Raw genomic sequence first — 23,904 nt, 5'->3', positions numbered from 1 at the left:
ACAGCACTGATCTGTAGCGCTATAAAGTTAAATAGCTTTGTGATAAATCTCGGAACCTGTGCTCTTGAACTCTTCTGATTTCGCTTTCATTTCAGCTTCAACATCAACCATTTTAATTTCAATCGCATCACCCACATTATTTGGGTCAATACCACGCGCTTCTAGCTCTTTTGCATAGTCACGAACGTCTTGGGTAATTTTCATCGAACAGAACTTAGGCCCACACATTGAACAGAAATGTGCCACCTTACCAGATTCTTGTGGCAGCGTTTCATCGTGGTAAGACAAGGCTCTTTCAGGGTCAAGACTCAGGTTGAATTGATCATGCCAGCGGAATTCAAAACGCGCTTTAGACAATGCGTTATCACGGATCTGTGCACCACGGTGACCTTTTGCTAAATCAGCAGCGTGTGCGGCAATCTTATAAGTAATTAAGCCCTCTTTCACATCCTCTTTGTTCGGCAAGCCCAAATGCTCTTTTGGTGTTACGTAACACAGCATCGCTGTACCATACCAAGCAATCTGCGCAGCACCGATACCAGAAGTAAAGTGGTCATAACCTGGGGCAATATCTGTTGTCAGTGGGCCAAGAGTATAGAAAGGCGCTTCATGACAGTGCTTTAATTGCTCATCCATATTCTCTTTGATCATGTGCATTGGCACATGACCTGGGCCTTCAATAAAGACCTGTACATCATGTTCCCACGCGATTTTTGTCAGCTCACCCAATGTGCGTAACTCAGATAACTGTGCATCATCATTGGCATCTGCAATGGAGCCTGGACGCAGACCATCACCTAGTGAGAAACATACGTCATACTGCTTCATGATTTCACAGATGTCTTCGAAGTGGGTATATAAGAAGTTTTCTTTATGGTGTGCTAGACACCATTTGGCCATAATTGAACCACCACGCGACACAATACCGGTTACACGCTTTGCCGTCATTGGCACATAGCGCAACAATACGCCTGCATGAATGGTGAAATAGTCAACGCCCTGCTCAGCTTGTTCAATTAAAGTATCGCGGAAAATTTCCCATGTCAGATCTTCTGCAACCCCATTTACTTTTTCAAGCGCTTGGTAGATAGGCACGGTACCGATTGGGACTGGCGAGTTTCGCACCACCCACTCACGGGTTTCATGGATATAACGACCTGTAGACAGGTCCATAACAGTGTCTGCCCCCCAACGCGTTGACCATACGAGTTTTTCTACTTCTTCTTCTATTGATGACGTAACCGATGAATTACCAATATTGGCATTCACTTTCACTAAAAAGTTACGCCCTACAATCATAGGCTCAGATTCTGGGTGATTGATATTGTTTGGAATTATCGCTCGACCGCGCGCCACTTCTGAACGAACAAACTCAGGTGTGATAAAATCAGGGATCTCTGCACCAAAAGATTGACCTTCATGCTGCTCTGCCAGTAGCTCTTCGCGAATTTTTGCTCGGCCCATATTTTCACGGATCGCAACAAATTCCATTTCAGGTGTGATAATCCCCTGACGTGCATAATGCATTTGCGTCACGTTTTTGCCCGGCTTTGCACGGCGTATCTTAGGTAGGTTTTCAAAACGGATATGGTCTAAGCCTTCATCCGCCATACGTTGCTGAGAAAACTTTGAGGTTACTGAGTTTAACAGCTCTGTATCGTCACGGTTAACGATCCAATTCTCTCTATACTTTGGTAAGCCTTCACGCACATTTAATGTAAACTCAGGATCTGTATAGGGACCAGATGTATCATATACCCTAACTGGCTCATTTTTTTCATAGATAGGTTCTTCTTCTGTGCCCCCAACAAAAGAGTCATTCAATGAGATCTCTCTCATGCCAACACGAACACCATCTTGCTCTCCATCTACATAGATTTTCTTTGAATTAGGAAAGGGTTGGCCTTTAAGGTTATAGATAAATTCTGAAGCCGCTTCGCGTGACTCGCGACGTGACAACTTGCTACTGTTATTTGACATGACATGCCTCATTGTTAGTTAAGGTGTCTTGTCAGAATTCCAAATAGGAAGAGATATGACCCACTGAGTATAACGGCGTAAAAATACACAGACGGCAAAGTGAAATTGGTGGACAAATTTACTAGCGCAATGCTAACAAACTTGGCAGCCTTAACACCCATACCCACTTGGGTATAATTATTAAGGCAGCTTGTTCCCTACGCAGGCATTAACCTGATCAGGTCCACGGATCCCGCAATACAGCGATCTCAGCCCGCTAGGGCACTCCGACAAGTAACGAATTGAGACAAAGTCTACTGAATGTCGCTGCATTAGTCAAAGTGACCTTTAACCAATTTAAAGCGCCACTTCACGTCTCCCTCAAGAATCAACTCGTTTTCGCTATATTGCAATGGCGCTCCAATTTGCAGTAAATTGAGAAACTCATCTTCATACGTGTTCGTCGCTTCATCACAGAGCTTTCTGGTCATACCGATATTAGATACAAACAATTGTCCTGATCGAATTTCGCCTTGGCCAAAAAAACGATTACAACCGGCAAAGCCATTCACACGAAAAGCATCTAAAAATTCGAATTGAATTGGCTGAGTTTCAGCGTCCGAATCTTCTGATACATACTGCCAACTTGAATATTTGAGCGTGTCTACGTTTACCGTCCCTGTGCTTGAGCACCCCATCAACACCACACTCAATAAGCATAATAAAAAGGAATATTTCATGGTAAACCAATCATTTGATAATCAATGCTAATTATAACGCTTGGCTCACCAGAATAGGCAGTAAAAATATGTAATAAATTGCCTATCCAGTCAAAAATTAAACAAATAGTTGTTCAATTTCCTCAGGTAGGAACGGGCGACCACGTTCATTCACCGATGTACCTGTCACAATCGCGTCCAGCATCAGCTTATCATCTTGGCTTCTTAATACTTTTTGATGAAATGCAAACTTCAGTTTACTGACTTTCTCCACTTCTACTTCAACATAAAATGCATCACCGGGGCGAAGTGAGTCTTTGTAGTTCATCTCAGAGCGAATAACAACCAAGTTTACTTTTTGCTCAGCTAGCGCTGCAAAGTCAATATTTTTATGTGCCAAAAACTCATGCCGCGCATGTTCTAAATAATTAAAATACACACTGTTGTTCACGATCCCTTGGAGATCGCATTCATAATCTCTTACTTTAAAGTCAACTTTAAATGTCATCATTCGTCCTCAAATTAGATTGCAAAAGTTTATATCACAAATTTTCAGTGATCTGGTCGGGCTTTTGCTAAACTAGTGCGCAAATAACACGGGACATATATAAGCGAATGAAATTAAAACTCTCTTTACTCACAATGGGTCTGATGGTGGCATTTTCCAGTTCAGCCGACGACGCAACCTCAACGAAACCAAAAAACATTGAAACTATCGAAGTAACTGGGGACTTTCAGCAAGAATCTCTACAAACTTTGAGCGCCAGTGCATCTGTCTTTGGCGAAACGGAGATCTCAACACGCGGTGCAAGTTATTTAGATGAAATTCTTAACAGTGCTGCAAATGTGAACTTTACCGCAGGCGCGTCTCGTGGACGCTTTGTGCAAATCCGTGGGGTTGGCCTGCGCTCACAATTTGTTGATCCAATCACACCCAGTGTGGGCGTTTTAATCGACAATATTAACTATTCTGGCCTAGGTGGCAGTGCGTTGCTATTCGATGCGGATCAAGTTGCTATTTATCGCGGTCCGCAAGGCACCAAGTTTGGGGCTGATGCCATGGGTGGAATTATTGATATTCACTCAATTTCTCCAACCCAAGCGCCCAGCCTCAACGTTAAATTAGGCGCTGCAAATTATGGTACTCACGAAGCTGGTGTGGCTGTTGGTGCAGGTCTGACTGACACGATTGCCGCACGTGCCAGTATTTATCAAAAACAATCCGATGGCTTTGTAGACAATGTGTATTTAAACGAAGAAACGCAAGATTTAGATGAAAGCGTCGCGAGGTTCAAGATCGATTATGCTGCGAACGACGAGTTAAACCTGGGCTTTGTCTATCACCATATTGATATTGAAAACGGCTACGACGGCTTTACTTTAGATAACTCACGCCAAAGTGTTGCCAGCCAGCCGGGTCAAGATACACAGAAAAGCGATGCATTCTCTTTAACCGCTGACTACACCGGTTTATCAGCTGTAGACATTGAAATACTCACTAGTGGCCTGCAAGCTGATACCGTATATAGCTACGATGAAGACTGGGTCTGTGCAGATCCTGCGCAGCCAATGCTGTGTGAGGCAGGTCTTCACCCAGACCATATCGCTTACTATGGCCAGTACTTTGACCAGTATGCGAGAGACCACGAAAGAGGCGCTGCGGAAGTAAGAATTAAAAGCAAAGACAAATCTTGGGTAATTGGCGTAGTGAGTCGCAGACATGATGTCGACTTAGACCGTCAAAGAAGCAAACATAGTGAAGCGCCAGCACAGTTTAAATCTAACTTTGAAACACAAAACCATGCGTTATTTGCTCACAAGGTGACTGAACTACAAGACGATGTCAGACTAATCACGGGTATTCGCATTGAGTCTTACTCAAGTGATTACATGGACAGTAATGCATTTGACTTAGATACAGATGATACGATGGTCGGCGGTAAACTCGCGCTTGAGTACCAAGTTGTACCTCAAACAATGATTTATACCAGCTTAAACCGCGGTTACAAGGTGGGTGGAGTGAACGGTGAAGCCCTCGCCAAAGCCAAAGATGATGGCATCACTATTCCGCAATCGGGTTTCACTTTCGACCCAGAGTACCTGTGGAACTTTGAGTTTGGTGTTAAAGGCCAATCTGAAGACAAGCGGCATACGTTAAATCTCAGCGCATTTTATATGCACAGAGAAGACATGCAATTAAAACAATGGCAGTTAGAGGGCGTGCAATTTGCCGGCTTCATCAGTAATGCGGGTAAAGGAAGAAATTATGGCCTTGAAATAGAGGGAACCAGTCAGCTTCTTGATGCGCTTTCATTACAATATAGCCTAGGTTATTTAGATACCAAGATTGAGGATTTCATTACCGTCAATGGCGATGATTTTGATGGCCGCGAGCAAGCACAGTCACCAAAATATCAATATGCCTTCACCTTTGTGTATGACGTTACTAACAACATCAGTGCACAATTAGGGTTCGAAGGTAAAGATGACTACTACTTCTCTGATAGTCATGATTCTCAAGCACCGAACCAAAATCTGATCAATGCGAGTATTTCTTACTACAGCGACAACTGGAGTCTAACAGCATGGGGAAGAAACTTAGCGGATAGGGACGTCCCTGTGCGTGGTTTCCAATTCGGTAATGATCCGAGAAATGGTTGGGCCACTGACACGTATGTGCAATATGCAGAACCCCGCGTATATGGTTTAACATTTAACTATACGCTTTAATAAAAAACGGCGCTCTAAGCGCCGTTTTTTTAATACCTGATTTCTTATTCTGGGTCAGGTAGATTTCGTCCGTAAAATACCTCTTGGATTTCACGATTTAATTTAGTGCGGATCTCTACCTCTTCCTCATCAGTGAGCTCATCTGTGGTGATACCGAATAAATACGTGTTTAAATCGGTTTCTTTAAGCATCATCTTAGTGTGGAATAAGTTTTCCTGATACACATTGACATCTACCATCTGGTAAGCGTCTTTTGTATCTTCAGTCATGAAATTCTGAATTGAATGAATGGGGTGATCAATATAGTGTTTTACACCATTCACATCACGGGTAAAGCCGCGCACTCGATAATCAATCGTTACCACGTCTGACTCAAGCGAGTGAATTAAGAAGTTCAGCGCCTTAAGCGGAGAAATAATGCCACAGGTAGACACTTCAATGTCCGCTCTAAATGTACAGATCCCATCGTGAGGATGTGCTTCCGGATAAGTGTGAACACAAATATGGCTTTTATCCAAATGGGCCACAACTGAATCAGGTAAAGGTCCAGGTGTCTCCTGAGAATGCGGCATCGTCCCCTCTACCGGCTCTTCAGAAACCAAGATAGTGACACTTGCGCCTTGCGGGTCGTAATCTTGACGCGCAATATTCAATACATTCGCACCAATAATATCGACTACTTCCTTAAGAATATCCGTTAAACGCTCTGCACTATACTGCTCGTCGATATATTCGATATATTCTTTTCGCTGTTGCTCAGTTTTGGCGTAGCAAATATCGTAGATACTAAAGCTTAAACTCTTTGTTAAGTTGTTAAAGCCATGGAGTTTAATTTTATTAAAGGGCTTGTTCACGATAGACCCACCTTAAAACAAGAAAATCTGCGCTGCAGAACTAAAAGTTCGCGGATTTTATACGAAAACTTGCAGCTTAAAAAGCGTTATTTTTCTTCGCTTTGTACAACCTCATGGGTATGCGTAATTTCCACTGCTTTTTCAAGCATTAAGGCAACTGAGCAGTACTTTTCGGCAGACAAATTAACAGCGCGTGCAAGATGCTTTTCAGACACATTGTCACCTGTAACTACAAAGTGTAGATTGATTTTGGTGAATACTCTAGGTGCTGACTCTGCACGCTCTGCAGAAAGTTTAACCTCGACACTTTCAACAGCTTGTTTTGCCTTTTTTAAGATACTCACAACGTCAACAGATGCGCAACTGCCCGCCGACATTAATACCATTTCCATCGGACTAGGCGCTGCACTGTCAGCCCCTGCATCAAATACCACATTATGACCAGAGTGAGAACGACCTAAAAATGTATCACCACCTACCCATTTTACACTTGCTTGCATAGTACACCTTATAAAACCAATAACACCGCCATAAGGCGGTGTTATTAAAAATAAAAATCTATAAAAGTTTACTGAATGGCAGAATCAAATAAATTTTTAACCAAACCAGCAAACTCTTCGATAAACTCTTGCTGTTCTTCTGTAACACGTTGATCAACAACACTTGATAACACTTCCTGTAGGTCGTACACAATGCCATCAACTTCACGTACAATCAACCCGCGCTGCTCGGTTGATAAGCCTGTGTGCTGTTCACACAAACGAATTACATGTTCAGCGATAACGTCTTCAATTAATTCAACGACCTTAGGTGCATTTGGCTTTACCACACCCGGCTTTTCAAACAAGGCTAAATTTTGTGTCAGATACATGACTAACTCATCATATCCTTGTTTATCTAAAACCATATATTGCCCACCTGAGTTTACCAATGACATCTCCTATTGATTTAAGCAGAAACTCGATCTGATTGCTACTTTTGAGCGGCCCAGAAAAATAAAAAAAGCAGCAAATGCTGCTTTTTAAGAATAAAGCGTGAGACTATGTCTCCGCATCACACTATTGCAGTTAGCAATAATGTGATTTACCTGATGCAGGTAATTTTAATCTAATGATAGGCCTGGACTCAAGCTTCCTGGTAATGTAACTTTTTCAAGTTCAACAGAAGCAACCGGATATGCACAATAATCTGCCGCATAGTACGCACTTGCTCTATGATTACCAGACGCACCAATACCACCAAATGGCGCAGCACTTGAGGCGCCTGTAATAGGACGGTTCCAGTTAACAATACCCGCACGAATACGGCGCAAGAAGTGATCATAATCTGCTTCATTGTCGCTCAGTAGACCAGCAGACAAACCAAAGCTTGTGTCATTTGCAAGCTCAATCGCAGCGTCAAAGTCTGTATAACGGAATACCTTCAATAATGGACCGAAGTGCTCATCATCAGGGAAATCAGCAACCTTTGTACATTCGATGATACCAGGTGTAACAAAGCCAGTACCCGCTGTGTGCGTCAGTTCCAGTAAGCTCTCTGCGCCAAGATCAATCAGTTGCTGCTGTGCTGCAACCATACCAGCCGCTGCCGCTTCAGAAATCATAGAGCCCATGAAAGGCTGATCAGCATCGTCAAAATTACCAATCTTAATCGCTTTCGTTGCACGCAATAACTGCGCAAGAATTGCATCGCCCTGCTCACCGTGAGGTAAAAACAGTTTACGCGCACACGTACAACGCTGGCCACTTGAAATAAATGCAGACTGGATAATGTCGTGTACAACCGCTTTAATGTCTGTCACATCTTTAACGATTAATGGGTTATTACCGCCCATCTCAAGCGCTAAAATTTTGCCAGGTTGACCGGCAAATTGCTCATGCAGGAAGTGACCTGTACGAGAAGACCCCGTAAAGAATAAACCATCAATACCTTTGTGTGATGCAAGTGCTTTACCTGTATCCACTTCACCTTGTACTAGGTTAATAACACCAGCTGGCAGACCCGCTTTTTCCCAAAGCTTTAATGTCAGTTCAGCAACATATGGCGTTAATTCAGACGGCTTAAATACTACAGTGTTACCAGCAATAAGCGCAGGTACAATGTGACCATTAGGCAAGTGACCAGGGAAGTTATAAGGACCAAATACCGCAACAACACCATGTGCTTTATGTCGAATAACAGCGCGACCTACAGGCATTGCATTTTCTACTATACCGGTACGCTCATTATAAGCTTTTTCTGAAATGGCAATCTTACCAACCATTGCACCCGCTTCAGTACGCGTTTCCCAAAGTGGCTTACCTGTTTCTTTGGCAATTGCGATTGCAAGCTCTTCGCTATGCTCTTTCAAAACCTCAGCAAAACGTTTAACCACGTCTAAACGTGCTTCAACGCTCAAGTCGCTCCACAGGTAATAAGCTTCGCGTGCTGATTTTACTGCGCTATCAACCTGCTCAGCAGTTGCCGCGTTTGCTGACCAGATCTGTTCATTGTTTGCTGGGTTTACAGATGCAAACTCTGCACCTTCACCCGCTGACCATTTACCATTGATAAATTGTGCTGCATGTGTTGTCATAATTCTTTCCCAATTAAAGAGTTGCGATGCTTACAGTGTCGCCTTCAGTCACCTGAAGCGCATTTGCCAATTCAGCCGAAATGGTGATTTCTTCACCACTTTGTGGCACATCAAGCTCAACTGCCGTAGCGCGATAGCCTGCTAGTTTATCATTAGCAATAAGCACTGGGGAACCATTTGTCTGTGCTGGTACATTTTCAGCAATACACACCTTGAAAAACTGTGTTGCACGAATAGTTCGAATATTATCGACTTTAGCTTCGACCGTTGGACCCGCATCAAAAATATCAACATACCCGTTAAACGTGAAGCCTTCGCTTTTCAGCAATTCGATAGCTGGGCGGGTATTGTCGTGTACTTCACCAACTACCGCCTGCGCTTCTTCACTCAATAAATTAACGTAGATCGGGTACTTTGGCATTAGTTCTGCAATAAAGACTTTTTGACCAATACCTGTGAGGTAATCAGCTGTTGGGAAATCCATTGAAAAGAAGTGTTCTTCTAACCATTTCCAAAACGGACTACTACCATTTTCATCAGATACGCCGCGCATTTCTGCAATGACAGTTTCTGCAAAGCGTGCTTTATGTTGATTGATAAACATAAAGCGAGACTTAGATAAAAGTTTGCCATTGAAGCCTTTACGGTACTTATCTTTTAAAAATAAAGTACACAGTTCAGTCGCGCCGGTATAGTCGTTACACAGCGTCAGAATATCCACTGCTTTGTAAACATTTAAAGTGCGAGAAGAATGGATAACTTTACTTAAATGATAGTGATAGAACGCGTCGTCTAGCCCCACTGCAGCTTCAATTGCACTGGTGCCAACAACTTCGCCCGTTTCAGAGTCTTCAAGCACAAATAGGTAACCTTCATCAAAGGGTACATCTGTTTCTTTGCCAAAAGACGTGATGGAACGTTCTATTTTGTTTTGTAACAACTCTTCATTTAGAGGTAATGAAGTAAAACCATGCCCCGACTCTTGGGCAATGTTCAAAAGCGCTGGATAATCGCTTTTTTGGATTGGGCGAAGGATCATCATGAGCCCGCTTACTCCTCAGTAAACCTTTAGACAGGTGACGCCCTATCGAGCGTCACGTTGGTTATCGCTTGGTTTGTGCGACAACTTATGCGTTATTTTCTACAACGCGAGCAACTGCTTTTTCAAAGCGTGCCATACCTTCGCGGATGTCCGCATCAGTAATAACAAGCGATGGTGTAAAGCGCACTACGTTAGCACCAGCAACCAGTGACATAACGCCTTCTTTAACACCTTCAGTTAAGAACTCTTTTGCTTTACCAGCGTATTGTTCAGTGACAACACCACCGATTAATAAGCCTTTACCACGAATTTCAGAGAATACGTTGTACTTGTCATTGATTGCAGTTAGTAATTCACGGAAAAGCGCTTCTTTTTCTTTTACGCCATTTAATACTTCAGGTGTATTAACCGTATCGAATGCCGCTTCTGCAACCGCACAGGCCAGAGGGTTACCACCGTATGTTGAACCATGAGTACCAATTTTAAGGTGCTGTGCAATTTCAGCTGTTGTGATCATGCCGCCAATTGGGAAGCCGCCACCAAGCGCCTTAGCGGTTGTTAAGATGTCAGGTGTGACACCTAAACCCTGGTATGCATATAGCTCACCAGTACGACCAACACCCGTTTGTACCTCATCAAAAATAAGCAGTGCATTGTGCTTGTCACATAACTCACGAACGCCTTTAGCAAATTCAGTCTCAGGTGAAACGATGCCACCTTCACCTTGTAAAGGTTCCATCATTACAGCACAGGTCTTATCAGAGATAAGCGCTTCGAATGCAGCGAGGTCATTATAGTCACAGTGAACCACATCACCAGGCTTAGGACCAAAACCATCAGAGTATGCAGCTTGACCACCTACAGTCACTGTGAAGAAAGTACGACCGTGGAAGCCTTTGTTAAATGCAATAATTTGTGACTTTTCAGCGCCAAACTTATCTAGAGCCCAACGACGAGCTAGTTTAAGTGCTGCTTCATTCGCTTCTGCACCAGAGTTTGCAAAGTAAACTTTGTCTGCAAACGTTGCATCAGTTAGTTTTTTAGCCAATCTAAGTGCTGGTTCATTGGTCATGACATTTGATAAGTGCCAGATTTTTTCGCCTTGCTCTTTTAAAGCAGAAACAAGCGCAGGGTGACAATGACCCAAACAGTTTACAGCGATACCACCTGCGAAATCGATATATTCACGACCTTCTTGGTCCCAAACGCGAGAACCTTCACCTTTAACAGGGATAACAGCAGAAGGTGAATAGTTAGGTACCATTACTTGATCGAATAATTCACGATTAATAGTCATTTTAAATCCTCATTTTAGCGAGTTCAGCACTGAAAATTGGGCACTCGGGATTACAAAACATTACCTTCAGCAACACTGTAAAAGATCCGAAACAACCCAAATCGGCGCAAATTTCATACGCACATTATTCCAAAAAAATACCTCTGTGTCTCATAGAAAACATTCCTGGACCCCTTGATATTCAAGGCTTTAGTATATTATTTCAAGAACAGTGAATAACTATTAGCGTCGCGATTGGATACGCCCCCACCATACAAGGATTTTAGTCGATCCTTGGCGATGGGGCGAATGAATGAATAAGCGTGAAAAAATTTCCAGTTTTTTTACAAAATTGTCAGCTGAAGGCTCTGCAAAGACGTTTTCGACAGTAATTGTTGCTCCTGCTTTGTCAAATTTAGGTGTGCAAACCAATCTTTCGCTTCATCCGGTTCAATTAAATGGCTATCTTTTAAAAGTTGATATTGTGCATAGCCATACGCTTTCTTTAATACTTGCGTCAATGGCAGCAAATCAGCTGGATTATTATTCACGTTCGGCAAATAACTTTGCGCAAACTCAGACATAGCCGCGCTAAACGGTAAATACTTGAACGACATTTGCTCTATTAAGCGCTGCGATACAACAGGCGCATGCTCAAGTAACAAATTACGCAAAAATAAAGGGTCAGGCCCGAGTTCTAATAATGCCGTATGCAAGTCTTTCTGGTTTTTGTCCCTGGCAATTTTAACTTTGCCCTGCCAAACACGTTCATAAGTCCTCAAATATAAACGGGTAAGTGCAATTTTACCTAAATCCAATAACATGCCCAATGTAAAAGCATGCTGCTCTTTAACATCATATAAAGGCGCCAAAGCCTTTGCAGCTATGGCACTGGCCATACTGATATCTCTGAGCTTTCTTTTTAAAAGTGGAAATGGCTCTGTAGAATGTGGCATCCAATGCCTTACTGCAAATGTCGGGATCACCATTTGTAAATTTTCTAACCCCAAATAACGTAGTGCTAATGCAGGCGTGTCCACCTTAACCGATGTGCCTTTGCTATTTACTTTACGATATTGAGGTAAGTTTACTAGCGACACAAGATCGCGACCAAGCCAAGATAAATCATTGACCAAGGGCTCTAGTCGGCCAACTGAAGCAGACTTAACAGCCAAAATATCTAATACTGTCGGCACAGCATCTTGAATACCGACCACTTCAGAATAAATAGAATCCAGATCACTCAACTGAGTCTCTATACCACTTTCGATAACTTGATGTAAGTGATTACTCGCTTTAGCAATGTACTTATGATGACTTGTACTTTTCTCTTGACGTTTAGCTGCCGCAGCTAGCTCTACTTCGAGCATAGTACGTTGTGGGATAGACTCCCCAAAGTTCATATCAAAAGTATGGATATAACCTATTTGCTGCTGTGCAAAATTATGGCTAATTAGAACGTCATGTGCACGCTGAGCGATTGCTTGAGCAATGTGCGACTGCCTAATATCTTGTGTCATCAATTATCATCTTTTTTGGTATATTAAAAGAAAGCTCTTTAAAGGTTAGAAGCGAGCAATAAAGTTATCAAGTAGTTCTAGGCCATGCTCAGTTAAGATCGCCTCTGGATGAAACTGCACCCCTTCCAATGCCAGATCAGTATGACATAGCCCCATAATTTCATCTAGCGAACCAGTGTCAGTTTGCGTCCACGCTGTCACCTCTAGCCCGCTGGGTAAACTCTTGGCATCCACAGCGAGTGAATGATACCTACATACATTGAACGAGCTTGGTAAGCCCGAAAATACACCTTTATTTGCATGGTAAATACGTGACACTTTGCCATGCATTACCGCCTTTGCTTTGTCGACACGAGCCCCCATTGCTTGTGCAATAGTTTGGTGTCCTAAACACACCCCTAATATCGGAAATTGACCTTGTAGCTGTTGTACAACTTGCAAAGAAATACCCGCTTCATTCGGGCTGCATGGGCCTGGGGAAATGACAATATGGGCAGGGTTGAGCTGCTTAATCTGAGAGATAGAAAGGTCATCATTCCGCTTGACCAAAACCTCTTGATCTAACTTTTGAAAATACTGGACAAGGTTAAACGTGAACGAATCATAATTGTCGATCATTAATAACATTCAGTCTTCACCTCTAAACTTTTAAGACTCACCATTTTGTTTACTACATTAAAGTCAAAGTACTACTTCGATACAACTATCACCGCGAAATCAAAGCTCAAGCTCTGCTAATAGCCGAGCATGATAACACAATTTATTAATTCACTGGCATAACCTCTGCTCTCGCACAATCATCTATTTCACAGAAAAAATACATACACTGCATCAAAAGTCGCTAGACAATAGGAAAGAAGTAGAAATAGTATGAAAGCGCACTAAAACAACAAGGAAAAAGAAATGAAATTCACAATCAAAAAGAAAAGCATTAAAAATTTATCTACAAAACACATTATCAGCACGCAAAAAACAAACCGCGTAGCTGGCGGTGCTGTATTCCAATCGCCCGATACCGACTTTTCAGTCGGTCAACAAAATACCTGTAAAACGGCATAAGTACAGAGTAAAGCTGGGCGTATAATGCCCAGCTATTTGTAATTATTGAAACACCACATTCTCACTGCCTGGTAAGGCTTTGAACTCTTGTAGAAGTTTATCGCAATCTTTCAATATTTGTTCTTCAAGTCGCTCTTCAGCACGCCAGCGCTGGGTATCCATTTTGAAAATCTCCTTTTTTGAATACTTCTTACGAGCATCATGCGTCGGCATCTCTTTGACTTCATCATACATTTCAAAAACACCAGGGTAGGTTTGCTCTAATGTTACTTCTGAGTCAAAGCTATACTGAGATATAAGTACCCAAACACGTAAACACCCTTCCGAGTACTCACATTGTTTCTGCTTCATCGCTTTGGCTATCAAATTAATGCTGTCTGCTAATTTGCCATTGCGCTCTTGTCTAGATTTCTCGAGCTTCTTTACCTGCTCTTCTTTCAATTTAGCAATCGTGTCTTTTTGAACCTTTAACTGCCACAGCAATTTGCCAGCGTAGAAAGCTAGACCTGCAACAATTAATGCGCCAAAGACCAGTGCGACCACCCAAATCGTGCTCATCGCTCATCCTCGTCATCATTTAACCATTCATCCGCTAAATCATTACTAACAAAGTCGGCTAAAGGATCAGCGTCGATCATATCTTCTTCTTCAAACTCATCATCAATACCAAGAATTTCACACAGCTCTTGGTGACGTGCAATTGCGCGATTAAAGAATTTAGCGTCTTTACCAGTCAATAACTCTCCACGCTCATGTCGCTCCAATAGCTTCATTAAACGTTCATCATTTTCTAACTGCTGAAGCTCTTGCTCAAGGGTTAATTCAGGTTCATTCGCCTTCGTTAACATCGCTTGTGGCGTCAAATGCCGCTTCATCTGCGGCTCAGCTTTCGGAGTTTGCGCCTCAGGCGTCAATGCTATTTTCTTCTTACTGCCAGCACGAGGATCTTTCTTCACCCCAGATTGAGATGTAGCTTCAATTTTTGCTTCTTGAGCGTTACGAGTCCCCGCTTTATTTCCTTTGTTCTTTTTCGTGCGCTGCTCTTTTAATGCGCGCAATTCACGAAGCTTTTCCTTACTTAATCTCGGTGTGCCATTTTCACCTAACTTGCGTGATTTTTTCTTTCTAGTCATGCTTCTCTACCATTTACTCTAACCAACTAATGTTTAGTCAAGATGATCACATCATTTCCAATAAACTCTAGCTTGGTGCCAAATTGCTTTGCTACATATTCAAACGTTTCGCGACTGAAAAATGAAATGTGGGTTTGGTCATTCTTATAATGCCAAGATGCAAAACGTTCAGGATCAATTACTAATTTGGTCATCAACGCAAGCGGCGCTTGTGGCTTTAACATACCAACAAGTTGCTCAAACACCACTTTAGGCTGTCCAATATGCTCAATGACTTCGGTACACGTAACAAAGTCGTACTGCTTTTCCAACACCGCAGCATCATTTGCATAGTATAAGTCATACAGCGCAATTGAATGACCAGCTTCTTGAAACATTTTAGCTAACAAAGGACCCGGGCCACAGCCAAAATCAAGCCCATCTCGATTGCTTAGCAAACGTGAATTTACAGGATCAAATACACGTGATAAAAAACGCCGATAGCCAATATCATTGAGATCATTTTCATGACTATCATAAATCGCTTTTTCTGCTTGTGGTGACAGTCTATCGCATGGCGCCACGCTAACCAATTTGCATTTCTGGCACTGCCAGTAATCGCGAAATTTGTCTCGGTGATAATGCTCGAGCGACTCTGAGTCACAGAGGCCACATTGAAGCGCTTGTGGATTTTGCAAAGATGATGAACCAAACGTACTTAAAAAGAGTATTGTACCAGCAATTAAAAAGTGTACAAATAAAAAGACGGCAGAGATCTCTCTCTACCGCCTGCTAATCTGAGCGTCTCAATCTGGACACTTCTCCCTTCGACTTTTAGTCTTTATTTTTTTTATTATTTATCTTCCATTTTGTTTTTATTTTTACTTCCGTGACACTATCCATATTGTTTTTGTTATCAAACTTCCATTGCATTTTTTCTTTTCGGTCTTCCTAACGCTTTTGTACTCATCCTTGTTTAAATGTATTCAACTGAATACTCAATGATGCCGTCTACGCTTCCGTATCGAATTGTCCCTGTTTTTGTATTGTCTTGACGACACGGATTAATCTACGCTTATTTTAAACAGTTACAACTAATCAATAACAAAATTATTACCTCAGCAACAGAACCCAAAATAAAAACAAAATAAATACATAAACTTACAAAAAACTGCAAATTCAATTTACGTAAAGTCCTACAAATCAGGAACGACATTATCTTACAATAAAAGTAAGATATATCTCACAATGGACAGATCAAAAAAAGGCAACGATTAGGTTGCCTTTTTCAATACTAAAAGTTTACGCTCAGTAGCGTAAAAACAAATACGACTTTAGTGCAAACCACCGAGATATTTAGACAAAATCTCGATATCCTCGTCTGTTAACTTGGCAGATATATCCCGCATCATGCCATTGGCATCATTATGACGGCTACCGTCTCTGAATTTTTCGAGTTGCGCTTTTATATACTCAGGATGTTGAAAAGATATTTTAGGGAATTTGGCTAAAGAAGTCCCATTCCCTCTTGGACCGTGACAAGCCATGCAAGATGGAATACCGCGCTCTGCGTCACCTGCACGATATAATTTTTGCCCTTGTGCAACTGCGCTTTCAGGTGTAGTACCAGCGCTCATCGGCATATTAGCGAAATAAGCAGATAAATCTTTCATATCTTTATCGGATAAAGGCATTGCCATACCACTCATCACAGGGTCCATACGCCCTTTTTCACCGCCAGAGGTCATACCCAACTTAAACTCTTTAAGCTGTTTGTAAATATAATCAGCATGCTGACCCGCTATTTTCGGGTACATAGTTATCGGGGCGTTGCCATTCGGTCCATGACAAGCTGCACATGTTGCCGCCTTCGCCTTACCTGCCTCGGCGTCCCCATCGAATGCTACTGCGCTGTTGAATGACAACGTACTCAGCAGCATAGTTAAAGATAATGCTATTTTTTTCATGGTAAATTCTCTGTTCCGACCCTGTAACTATCAACCCTGTGAATATGTAAAACTTCACAATGCTGGGCAGATACTCATCTATGCACATTGACTTAATGTGTATTAAGTGACGCTCAATGTTATTGCGCATTGCGTTGACGTTTTTATATCCTACACAACAAAAATACACCGCTATGCTTTGCCCCAATTATAAAACTGCTAGATTATCGGTAATTGACATAGATTAAACTTAGTCCAGAAATTCTCTTGACGCTGCTAAAAATTATCGACTTTCTCTGCTTTTGCATTGTGTGGCAGATGTAATAAAATACGTATGAATCATAGAATCAGATAATCCGTCTAGGAGTTAGAGTGTTAAAATCTCGTATGCCATATAATCGCGCTACCTTTATTACCAGCGCACCTGATATTTCCCGCCTTCCCGCAGACAGTGGCATAGAGGTCGCATTCGCAGGGCGCTCTAATGCAGGTAAGTCAAGTGCATTAAATACATTAACAGATCAAAAACTTGCACGTACTAGTAAAACACCTGGGCGCACACAACTGATCAATACCTTCGCATTAGACGAGGACAAAAGGCTCATCGACTTACCGGGCTATGGCTTCGCTAAAGTGCCGATTGAGATGAAAAAGAAGTGGCAGAAATCTCTTGGCGAGTATTTGCAAAAACGACAAAGCCTGAAAGGCATCGTGGTTTTAATGGACATCCGCCATCCGATGAAAGACTTAGATATGGATCTCATCAATTGGGCTGTCGGCAGTAATATTCCCGTTCTCGCTTTGCTTACCAAGGCAGACAAATTAAAACAAGGCAAGCGCAAAGCTGAAGTATTGCAAGTCCGTAAAGCACTCTCTGAGCTAGATGGCGACATTACAGTACATGCATTTTCATCATTAAAGGGGCTGGGTTTAAAAGAACTAGCATGGCAATTAGATGACTGGTTCTTGGGACCATATGTGAAAGAGGAAGCAGACGAAGAGCGCCCAAGCGACTAAGTTAATTCGTACCCATACCCTGCGGAGTATAATGTCATTGTTTCTTGTCGCTCATTATACTTCGCGATTTCAGCCCATTGATAATAAACTGTACGCTCCACACGTGCGCTTAATCCATAATTAAGCCGAAGATGCGGGATGATCTGTCCTTTATACGACGCCATATACAGGGGAAACACCTCGCAGACAGGCCACAACCTACCCAAATTGTCTTCACAAATAATTGTTGACTCAAAATCATATTGCCCTGCAACATCAGAAAAATGCCAAGCAACAATCACAAAAGGGCTTTCCTCTACCGTAACTACGCAAGTTTCAGAGGGAGTTTTTAAAGTATATTCGCCTTGTTCATAACTTAATACACTGGCTAGCAAGCGCACCAGCGTTGGACGCTTTATCTCATCGCCTTGATGAAACCAACGCCCAGCACCATCAATTAAAAATGTGCCTACACCGCACTCACCAGCATGCCAATGTTCTGTGGGAGAGTGTGCTGACACATAGTACGCGATCAGGTCATCTAGTTTATTTGTCATGAAAAACCAAGTTAAATGTCACTGGTACTGTACTTGCTATGCTGCTCAATCCAGCCAGTTTACGCAACGCTTCGATACCATCGGTCAGTGCAAAATCATGGCTGTTAATAAGCACAGCTCGCAGTGGTGAAACCTGAATTGTTTTAACTTGCTTATTTACCATTAGATCAAGTTTCAAAACTAAACTTTTACCATGTAAATTAAGTGTCACAGGTACCGCTTTGAGAACTTGTGGGCCTGTTGTAAGCTGAGATAACCAAGGCTTGATATTCGCATCAATACTGGCTGTTTGATATTGTGACACTTCAAACAACACTTTCTTCATACGCTCATTTCTTATTGGGATCAAAGATTCAATACTGCTTAAATCAATATCAATGCTCAACTGGCCAGCATCGTTTATCTCGCCAGACAAAGATGTAAAATGATGATTCTCAGCAATGCTATTCAATTTAATTGAGGTGAAACTGAGATCACTCAATTCATTATTCAGCTGCCAAGCAGACACAGCTTGAGACATAAGACACAAGCTACCAACGAGAAAAGACTTAAGCATGACGTATTCCTATTTGTAAATTTTTTAACATCTTAACAAATAAATATGAAGAGAGTTAGGTCAGCATTCATGAGATTGAAATTTATAGGAACGATTTAAATCGAAGGTAAGTATGAAGCATGGTTAAGTGTGGGTGAAAAATCGGCTCGTATAAACCTTTTACGAGCCGTTATAGCAATCTGGGGAGAAGCTATCAATACACAGTATCCTCTTTCGAGAGATACATCATCAACAGGATGTCCTACAGGATGAGGACGGCGCGAACTGTAGCAAATAGCCATCTAGAAATAAACAGCATAAAGCAAATAACGAGCCAATTTGATATTAAATAAACAAACACGTGATACTTTTTACGTTAACTTTACACCAAACCAGTAAATTAGGGACGTAGAGGGATAAAGTGAAGGGTACAAATGAAAAGGGCATAATCTCACTATGCCCTTTGACTCAAGTTAAAGTTACTCGGTTAATTAATGGGCTTGTTCCCAATTTTCACCATAATCGGCTTCGACAACGAGTGGTACATCAAGCTGCGCTGCTTCGCTCATTAAACGACAAATGTGTTCACTAAACTCAACAACTTTATCTGCTTTAATTTCAAAAACTAGTTCATCGTGCACTTGCATTAATAGCTTAATTTCGTCTTGGCTATGAGATTGTAACCATTGATGCACTTTGATCATCGCTTTTTTAATAATATCAGCAGCTGTGCCCTGCATTGGAGCATTGATTGCGGCACGCTCAGCAGCTTTACGACGCGCGCCATTACGCGCTTTAATATCCGGTAAGTACAAACGACGACCAAATAATGTCTCTACATAACCTTGTTCAGCTGCCTTTTCACGTGTACTTTCCATATACTCTAAAACGCCAGGGAAACGCTCAAAGTACTTATCCATGTAGTGTTGTGCTTCATTACGTGGGATATCTAATTGGCGCGCTAACCCAAAAGCACTCATACCATATATCAAACCAAAGTTAACCGCTTTGGCTTTGCGACGCATGTCTGACGTAACTTCTTCAAGCGGTACAGAAAAAACTTCTGACGCCGTTGCGCTGTGTACATCTTTACCCTCAGCAAACGCATTCAACAACCCTTTATCCTGAGATAGGTGCGCCATAATACGAAGCTCAATTTGGCTATAGTCGGCTGCTAAAATAACATGCGCTTCATTAGCTACAAAAGCCTGACGGATACGACGCCCTGCTTCATTGCGAATTGGAATATTTTGTAAGTTTGGATCGCTGGAACTCAATCGCCCTGTTGCCGTCACTGCTTGATGATAAGAAGTATGCACGCGTTGCGTATTATCATTGACCAACTTTGGTAGCTTATCTGTATATGTCGATTTTAACTTAGCCAAACCTCGGTGTTCGATGATCAGCTTTGGTAAAGGATAGTCGTGTGCCAGCTCCTGTAACACTTCCTCAGCAGTTGAAGGGGCACCTTTTGGGGTTTTCTTCAATATCGGCAATCCTAATTTCTCAAATAGAATTGCTTGTAGCTGTTTAGTCGAACTCAAATTAAATTCTTCTTCAGCAAGCGCATACGCTTCTTGTTCAAGCTCTGCCAAGCGCTTTTCAATTTCAACGCTTTGCTCACCCAACATCGTGCTATTAATTTGAACACCCGTACGCTCCATATCAGAGAGCACATCTATCAAAGGCAACTCAATCTCTTTGAATACACTAACCAAGCTGGCTTCTTTCTCCAATAAAGGCCACAAGTGCTGATGCAATCGCAAAGTAATGTCTGCATCTTCAGCAGCATATGGTGCAGCTTTATCTAACTCTATTTGATTAAATGTCAGCTGCTTTTTGCCTTTGCCTGCTATGTCTTCAAAACTGATATTTTTATGCCCTAGATACTTAAGTGCCAATGAGTCCATATCATGACGAGTACCGACACTGTTAAACACGTATGATTCAAGCATGGTGTCAAATTCAATACCATTCAATGAGATACCAGCTCGTGCTAACACACTCTTATCATATTTTAAGTTTTGTCCAACTTTTTTAATGCCGTGATCTTCTAAGATAGGCTGTAGCAGCTCAAAGACTAATGACTTATCTAGCTGCTCTGGTGCCCCCATATAGTCGTGCATTAAAGGTAAATAAGCTGCTTCCCCAGCTTCTACCGCGAAACTCATCCCCACCAGATCCGCTTGCATATAATCTAAGCTCGTCGTTTCCGTATCAAAGGCGAATACCTCTGCACTTTTTAGCTTTTTAACCCAGATATCAAGCTGTTCAGTCGTCAAAATTGTTTCGTAGTTGCCCGTTATCTCTGGCTGAGGTGCAGTCGCAGTAGTTGAAACTGGGCTATCTTTACTTACTTTGCCATCCAATAGCTCAGCAAGCCAACGCTTAAACTCACATTGACCATACAATTCGACCAATCGATCTTTATTCATTGGCTGGATCTTAAAGCTGTCCAGATCTTTCTCGACTTCACAATCCAACTTGATGGTCGCCAGCTCATATGACAGCTCAAGCTGAGATTTATGCTCCTCTAGTTTTTTCGCCATACTTTTTGAGCCACGAAAACCAAGTGGTGCGATTTCATCAAGGTTATCGTAAAGCGTTGTAATTGAACCTAAGCCCTGTAACATTGCCAACGCCGTTTTTTCACCAACGCCCGGTACACCTGGAATGTTATCAACCTTGTCACCCATCAGAGCAAGGAAATCAATGATCAGTTCAGGGCCAATGCCAAACTTATCGACCACACCTGCCGGATCTAAAACCGTATCCGTCATCGTGTTGATCAATGTAACATGCTCATTAACTAACTGAGCCATGTCTTTATCGCCTGTACTGATCAAAACATGACGCTTTTGCTCTGACGCAATGCGCGAGAATGTGCCAATCACGTCATCCGCTTCTACCCCTGAAATACTCACCAGTGGTAGACCCATTGCTCTAATGATCTCATGAATTGGTTCTATTTGTGTGCGCAAATCATCGGGCATTGGCGGTCGGTTTGCCTTGTACTCTGAGTACATGTCATTTCTAAACGTCGGCCCTTTTGCATCAAACACGACCACCATGTGACTAGGATCAAATTGTTTAAGCAAGCTTTTCAGCATGTTGATTACGCCGTAGATCGCACCAGTGGCTTCACCCTGAGAATTCGTCAAGTGTGGTGGCGCATGATAAGCACGGAATAAATAGGAAGAACCATCCACTAAAATTAATGGGTTTTCTGGGATCTGAGGCATAGTATTTTGGATCCTAATAAATGAAATTTAATAACTTGCTAAGGATGCCACAAGGCTTAGCATAAAACGAGAGGAGTGCAATGAAACTTAATAAGGAAAAACTGTGGATAACTTTGTAGATAAACACAAGAAAAACACCAGCTATAAATCTTAGCTAGTGACCCAATAAGTACAAACCATTGATAAAAAAAGCAAAATACAAAATATAAATAACATACACCACAAGTTCAATTTGTGGAAATGTCATAACTCATGTATTTTTCACCCTAGAAAACTGGTGATAAAACGACCCGTTATTTCGAGCGGACGCGTATACTAACATAATTGATCAAAGATCAAAGCAGATCCTTTATATTTTTTTTCACAGTTGGCATTCTTACATTGAATATAGCAGGCACAATAAGCCTTAGGAGATATAAAATGAAACAAGTAGCAATCATTTTTAGTGGTTGTGGGGTATTTGACGGTGCAGAGATCCATGAATCAGTGTTGACCATGCTACACCTAGAACAGCAAAACATTACTTATCGTTGTTTTGCACCAAACATTGAACAACACCATGTTATTAATCATGTCACTGGTGAAGAGCAAGCAGAAACTCGCAATGTATTGACAGAAGCTGCGCGAATCGCACGCGGTGATATCTCAGATCTGGCACAGCTTAATGTCGATGAATTTGCCGCATTAGTTATCCCAGGCGGGTTTGGTGTCGCTAAAAACTTGTCAGATTTTGCATTTAAAGGAGCAGAGTCTCAGATACTGGATTCGCTTAAGTCTGTATGCCAACAATTTAGCCAGAAAAGTAAGCCAATCACATACCTATGCATTGCACCAGCACTTATAGGACATATTCACCAAGCTGGTACAAAAGCCACAATTGGTAATGACTCTGATACAGCCGCAGCAGTGAACGCACTCGGTGCTACGCATGTTGACTGTGCTGTGACAGATATCGTTGTTGATGAGCAACAAAAGGTTATCAGTACACCCGCTTACATGCTCGCAAGTAACATCAGCGAAGCCTCGGCGGGCATAGAAAAAGCGATTAAGCGCCTCGCACAGCTAATCGATTAATAAGTCTGTTCTCTGCTCCAAAAAATTTACTTGATTTTAAGCACAAAAAGACCAAATCTTTGCCCTAACGCAATAAAATTTGTTTTTTATACGCTTAAGATCAAGTTTAAATTTTAACTAATTAGGTGGTGACGTTATACTCAATTAGGAACCGTCATCCGTCGTGCTTCGTGATCGAAGACATTAAATTTGAAGTGAGCAAGGTAAATGAAGAAACTGTCAGCAGCACTCTTAATGCTATCCACGGCCACCGTCGCCCAGCCGTATGATAATTCTCTAACCGAAGAAGCCATCAAAAAGCGTTTAACCCCGATAGGTTCTGTCTACTTAGCCGGTGCCGAAGATACGGCAGCCACAGTCCCATCTGGTCCTCGCTCTGGTGAACAAATATATCAAGCATCCTGTTTTGCTTGCCACGGTACAGGCGCACTTGGCGCACCAAAAACAGCAGACGAGTGGGCTACTCGTTTAACTAAGGGCGCAGACGTACTACTTGATCATGCAATAAATGGATTTAATGCCATGCCACCGAAGGGGACTTGTATGGACTGTAGTGACGAAGAAATACAAGCCGCTATCGACTTTATGCTCAAATAAAAGTCGTTTAAAAAATAGAGACAAGTACTCGCATATTTGTCTCTATTAAGGCAAAATGTTTATCTAAGAACTGAATTAACATTTTACACTTGACCCCTAAAGTCAAAAGTG

The 23,904-nt window shown here is 42.0% G+C and carries 23 protein-coding genes and 1 riboswitch; of the genes, 5 read left to right on the top strand and 18 right to left on the bottom strand.

The features are described 5' to 3' along the window. Positions 1–27 precede the first annotated feature (27 nt). The 3 genes from thiC to S4054249_RS01605 form a co-directional block, all read right to left on the bottom strand. Positions 28–1,980, bottom strand: coding sequence for a phosphomethylpyrimidine synthase ThiC (gene thiC / locus S4054249_RS01615; protein ID WP_046358311.1), 1,953 nt, complete (start codon positions 1,978–1,980; stop codon positions 28–30). A gap of 177 nt (positions 1,981–2,157) precedes the next feature. Beyond that, positions 2,158–2,259, bottom strand: a riboswitch (TPP riboswitch). Positions 2,260–2,291: 32 nt separating this feature from the next. Continuing rightward, complete coding sequence (locus tag S4054249_RS01610) at positions 2,292–2,699, bottom strand: META domain-containing protein (protein WP_046358310.1); 408 nt, start codon at positions 2,697–2,699, stop codon at positions 2,292–2,294. Positions 2,700–2,796: 97 nt separating this feature from the next. Next, entirely contained in the window at positions 2,797–3,186 is a 390-nt protein-coding gene (locus tag S4054249_RS01605; protein ID WP_046358319.1) for an acyl-CoA thioesterase, read from the bottom strand. Between the two features lie 107 nt (positions 3,187–3,293). Between S4054249_RS01605 and S4054249_RS01600 the strand changes: the two genes are divergently transcribed. Then, on the top strand, positions 3,294–5,408 hold the full coding sequence (locus S4054249_RS01600) for a TonB-dependent receptor (RefSeq protein ID WP_046358309.1): 2,115 nt from the start codon (positions 3,294–3,296) through the stop codon (positions 5,406–5,408). Between the two features lie 44 nt (positions 5,409–5,452). Here S4054249_RS01600 and speD read toward each other — a convergent pair whose 3' ends face one another. The 8 genes from speD to S4054249_RS01560 form a co-directional block, all read right to left on the bottom strand. After that, entirely contained in the window at positions 5,453–6,262 is an 810-nt protein-coding gene (gene speD, locus S4054249_RS01595; protein WP_046358308.1) for an adenosylmethionine decarboxylase, read from the bottom strand. An 86-nt stretch (positions 6,263–6,348) separates the two neighbouring features. Continuing rightward, positions 6,349–6,762, bottom strand: a complete 414-nt coding sequence (locus S4054249_RS01590) for an OsmC family protein (RefSeq protein WP_046358307.1) — start codon at positions 6,760–6,762, stop codon at positions 6,349–6,351. Between the two features lie 68 nt (positions 6,763–6,830). Continuing rightward, a complete protein-coding gene (locus S4054249_RS01585; RefSeq protein WP_187301397.1) occupies positions 6,831–7,169 on the bottom strand; it encodes a DUF3802 family protein in 339 nt (112 codons plus the stop codon). Between the two features lie 195 nt (positions 7,170–7,364). After that, complete coding sequence (astD, locus tag S4054249_RS01580) at positions 7,365–8,837, bottom strand: succinylglutamate-semialdehyde dehydrogenase (RefSeq protein WP_046358306.1); 1,473 nt, start codon at positions 8,835–8,837, stop codon at positions 7,365–7,367. A 13-nt stretch (positions 8,838–8,850) separates the two neighbouring features. Then, on the bottom strand, positions 8,851–9,879 hold the full coding sequence (gene astA / locus S4054249_RS01575) for an arginine N-succinyltransferase (RefSeq protein WP_046358305.1): 1,029 nt from the start codon (positions 9,877–9,879) through the stop codon (positions 8,851–8,853). Between the two features lie 85 nt (positions 9,880–9,964). Beyond that, the gene (locus S4054249_RS01570) at positions 9,965–11,176 is read right to left on the bottom strand and encodes an aspartate aminotransferase family protein (protein WP_046358304.1); all 1,212 of its coding nucleotides are present in this window, start codon (positions 11,174–11,176) and stop codon (positions 9,965–9,967) included. Positions 11,177–11,499: 323 nt separating this feature from the next. Beyond that, positions 11,500–12,675: an HDOD domain-containing protein gene (locus S4054249_RS01565; protein ID WP_046358303.1), complete on the bottom strand. Its 1,176-nt coding sequence runs from the start codon at positions 12,673–12,675 to the stop codon at positions 11,500–11,502. A 45-nt stretch (positions 12,676–12,720) separates the two neighbouring features. After that, the gene (locus tag S4054249_RS01560) at positions 12,721–13,302 is read right to left on the bottom strand and encodes an anthranilate synthase component II (protein ID WP_046358302.1); all 582 of its coding nucleotides are present in this window, start codon (positions 13,300–13,302) and stop codon (positions 12,721–12,723) included. Positions 13,303–13,578: 276 nt separating this feature from the next. Between S4054249_RS01560 and S4054249_RS26455 the strand changes: the two genes are divergently transcribed. After that, a complete protein-coding gene (locus S4054249_RS26455; protein WP_155401421.1) occupies positions 13,579–13,734 on the top strand; it encodes a hypothetical protein in 156 nt (51 codons plus the stop codon). A gap of 42 nt (positions 13,735–13,776) precedes the next feature. Here S4054249_RS26455 and S4054249_RS01555 read toward each other — a convergent pair whose 3' ends face one another. The 4 genes from S4054249_RS01555 to S4054249_RS01540 form a co-directional block, all read right to left on the bottom strand. Then, positions 13,777–14,292, bottom strand: coding sequence for a DUF2489 domain-containing protein (locus S4054249_RS01555; RefSeq protein ID WP_046358301.1), 516 nt, complete (start codon positions 14,290–14,292; stop codon positions 13,777–13,779). Next, a complete protein-coding gene (gene yihI, locus S4054249_RS01550; protein ID WP_046358300.1) occupies positions 14,289–14,867 on the bottom strand; it encodes a Der GTPase-activating protein YihI in 579 nt (192 codons plus the stop codon). The genes S4054249_RS01555 and yihI overlap by 4 nt, the downstream gene beginning before the upstream one ends. A gap of 26 nt (positions 14,868–14,893) precedes the next feature. After that, positions 14,894–15,544: a class I SAM-dependent methyltransferase gene (locus S4054249_RS01545; RefSeq protein ID WP_046358299.1), complete on the bottom strand. Its 651-nt coding sequence runs from the start codon at positions 15,542–15,544 to the stop codon at positions 14,894–14,896. A 636-nt stretch (positions 15,545–16,180) separates the two neighbouring features. After that, positions 16,181–16,813, bottom strand: coding sequence for a c-type cytochrome (locus tag S4054249_RS01540; RefSeq protein ID WP_046358298.1), 633 nt, complete (start codon positions 16,811–16,813; stop codon positions 16,181–16,183). 351 nt (positions 16,814–17,164) lie between these two features. On the opposite strand from S4054249_RS01540, the gene yihA reads away from it, so the two are divergent. Then, the gene (gene yihA, locus S4054249_RS01535) at positions 17,165–17,809 is read left to right on the top strand and encodes a ribosome biogenesis GTP-binding protein YihA/YsxC (RefSeq protein ID WP_046358297.1); all 645 of its coding nucleotides are present in this window, start codon (positions 17,165–17,167) and stop codon (positions 17,807–17,809) included. On the opposite strand, the gene S4054249_RS01530 is transcribed toward yihA, so the two are convergent. The 3 genes from S4054249_RS01530 to polA form a co-directional block, all read right to left on the bottom strand. Next, the gene (locus S4054249_RS01530; RefSeq protein WP_063881501.1) at positions 17,806–18,345 is read right to left on the bottom strand and encodes a DUF1285 domain-containing protein; all 540 of its coding nucleotides are present in this window, start codon (positions 18,343–18,345) and stop codon (positions 17,806–17,808) included. The two genes, yihA and S4054249_RS01530, sit on opposite strands and share 4 nt — an antisense overlap. Beyond that, the gene (locus tag S4054249_RS01525) at positions 18,335–18,901 is read right to left on the bottom strand and encodes a YceI family protein (RefSeq protein ID WP_046358296.1); all 567 of its coding nucleotides are present in this window, start codon (positions 18,899–18,901) and stop codon (positions 18,335–18,337) included. Before S4054249_RS01525 ends, S4054249_RS01530 begins: the two co-directional genes overlap by 11 nt. A 470-nt stretch (positions 18,902–19,371) precedes the next feature. Continuing rightward, positions 19,372–22,122: a DNA polymerase I gene (polA, locus tag S4054249_RS01520; RefSeq protein ID WP_046358295.1), complete on the bottom strand. Its 2,751-nt coding sequence runs from the start codon at positions 22,120–22,122 to the stop codon at positions 19,372–19,374. Between the two features lie 420 nt (positions 22,123–22,542). Here polA and elbB point away from each other — a divergent pair, with 420 nt between their 5' ends. Next, positions 22,543–23,196, top strand: coding sequence for an isoprenoid biosynthesis glyoxalase ElbB (gene elbB / locus S4054249_RS01515; RefSeq protein WP_046358294.1), 654 nt, complete (start codon positions 22,543–22,545; stop codon positions 23,194–23,196). Positions 23,197–23,403: 207 nt separating this feature from the next. Further along, positions 23,404–23,793: a c-type cytochrome gene (locus tag S4054249_RS01510; protein WP_063881500.1), complete on the top strand. Its 390-nt coding sequence runs from the start codon at positions 23,404–23,406 to the stop codon at positions 23,791–23,793. The last annotated feature ends 111 nt before the right edge of the window (positions 23,794–23,904 follow it).

It is taken from the genome of Pseudoalteromonas luteoviolacea, assembly GCF_001750165.1.
In the GTDB taxonomy this organism is placed as follows: Bacteria; Pseudomonadota; Gammaproteobacteria; order Enterobacterales; family Alteromonadaceae; genus Pseudoalteromonas; species Pseudoalteromonas luteoviolacea_G.
The sequence above is the reverse complement of the archived record's forward strand: the minus strand, read 5'-3'. Positions and strand labels throughout refer to the sequence as shown.

Coding starts and splice junctions, on each gene's coding strand:
- thiC (WP_046358311.1), bottom strand. CDS start 1,980: ATGTCAAATAACAGTAGCAAGTTGTCACGTCGCGAGTCACGCGAAGCG.
- S4054249_RS01610 (WP_046358310.1), bottom strand. CDS start 2,699: ATGAAATATTCCTTTTTATTATGCTTATTGAGTGTGGTGTTGATGGGG.
- S4054249_RS01605 (WP_046358319.1), bottom strand. CDS start 3,186: ATGACATTTAAAGTTGACTTTAAAGTAAGAGATTATGAATGCGATCTC.
- S4054249_RS01600 (WP_046358309.1), top strand. CDS start 3,294: ATGAAATTAAAACTCTCTTTACTCACAATGGGTCTGATGGTGGCATTT.
- S4054249_RS01590 (WP_046358307.1), bottom strand. CDS start 6,762: ATGCAAGCAAGTGTAAAATGGGTAGGTGGTGATACATTTTTAGGTCGT.
- S4054249_RS01585 (WP_187301397.1), bottom strand. CDS start 7,169: ATGGTTTTAGATAAACAAGGATATGATGAGTTAGTCATGTATCTGACA.
- astD (WP_046358306.1), bottom strand. CDS start 8,837: ATGACAACACATGCAGCACAATTTATCAATGGTAAATGGTCAGCGGGT.
- astA (WP_046358305.1), bottom strand. CDS start 9,879: ATGATGATCCTTCGCCCAATCCAAAAAAGCGATTATCCAGCGCTTTTG.
- S4054249_RS01570 (WP_046358304.1), bottom strand. CDS start 11,176: ATGACTATTAATCGTGAATTATTCGATCAAGTAATGGTACCTAACTAT.
- S4054249_RS01565 (WP_046358303.1), bottom strand. CDS start 12,675: ATGACACAAGATATTAGGCAGTCGCACATTGCTCAAGCAATCGCTCAG.
- S4054249_RS01560 (WP_046358302.1), bottom strand. CDS start 13,302: ATGTTATTAATGATCGACAATTATGATTCGTTCACGTTTAACCTTGTC.
- S4054249_RS26455 (WP_155401421.1), top strand. CDS start 13,579: ATGAAATTCACAATCAAAAAGAAAAGCATTAAAAATTTATCTACAAAA.
- S4054249_RS01555 (WP_046358301.1), bottom strand. CDS start 14,292: ATGAGCACGATTTGGGTGGTCGCACTGGTCTTTGGCGCATTAATTGTT.
- yihI (WP_046358300.1), bottom strand. CDS start 14,867: ATGACTAGAAAGAAAAAATCACGCAAGTTAGGTGAAAATGGCACACCG.
- S4054249_RS01540 (WP_046358298.1), bottom strand. CDS start 16,813: ATGAAAAAAATAGCATTATCTTTAACTATGCTGCTGAGTACGTTGTCA.
- S4054249_RS01530 (WP_063881501.1), bottom strand. CDS start 18,345: ATGACAAATAAACTAGATGACCTGATCGCGTACTATGTGTCAGCACAC.
- S4054249_RS01525 (WP_046358296.1), bottom strand. CDS start 18,901: ATGCTTAAGTCTTTTCTCGTTGGTAGCTTGTGTCTTATGTCTCAAGCT.
- polA (WP_046358295.1), bottom strand. CDS start 22,122: ATGCCTCAGATCCCAGAAAACCCATTAATTTTAGTGGATGGTTCTTCC.
- elbB (WP_046358294.1), top strand. CDS start 22,543: ATGAAACAAGTAGCAATCATTTTTAGTGGTTGTGGGGTATTTGACGGT.
- S4054249_RS01510 (WP_063881500.1), top strand. CDS start 23,404: ATGAAGAAACTGTCAGCAGCACTCTTAATGCTATCCACGGCCACCGTC.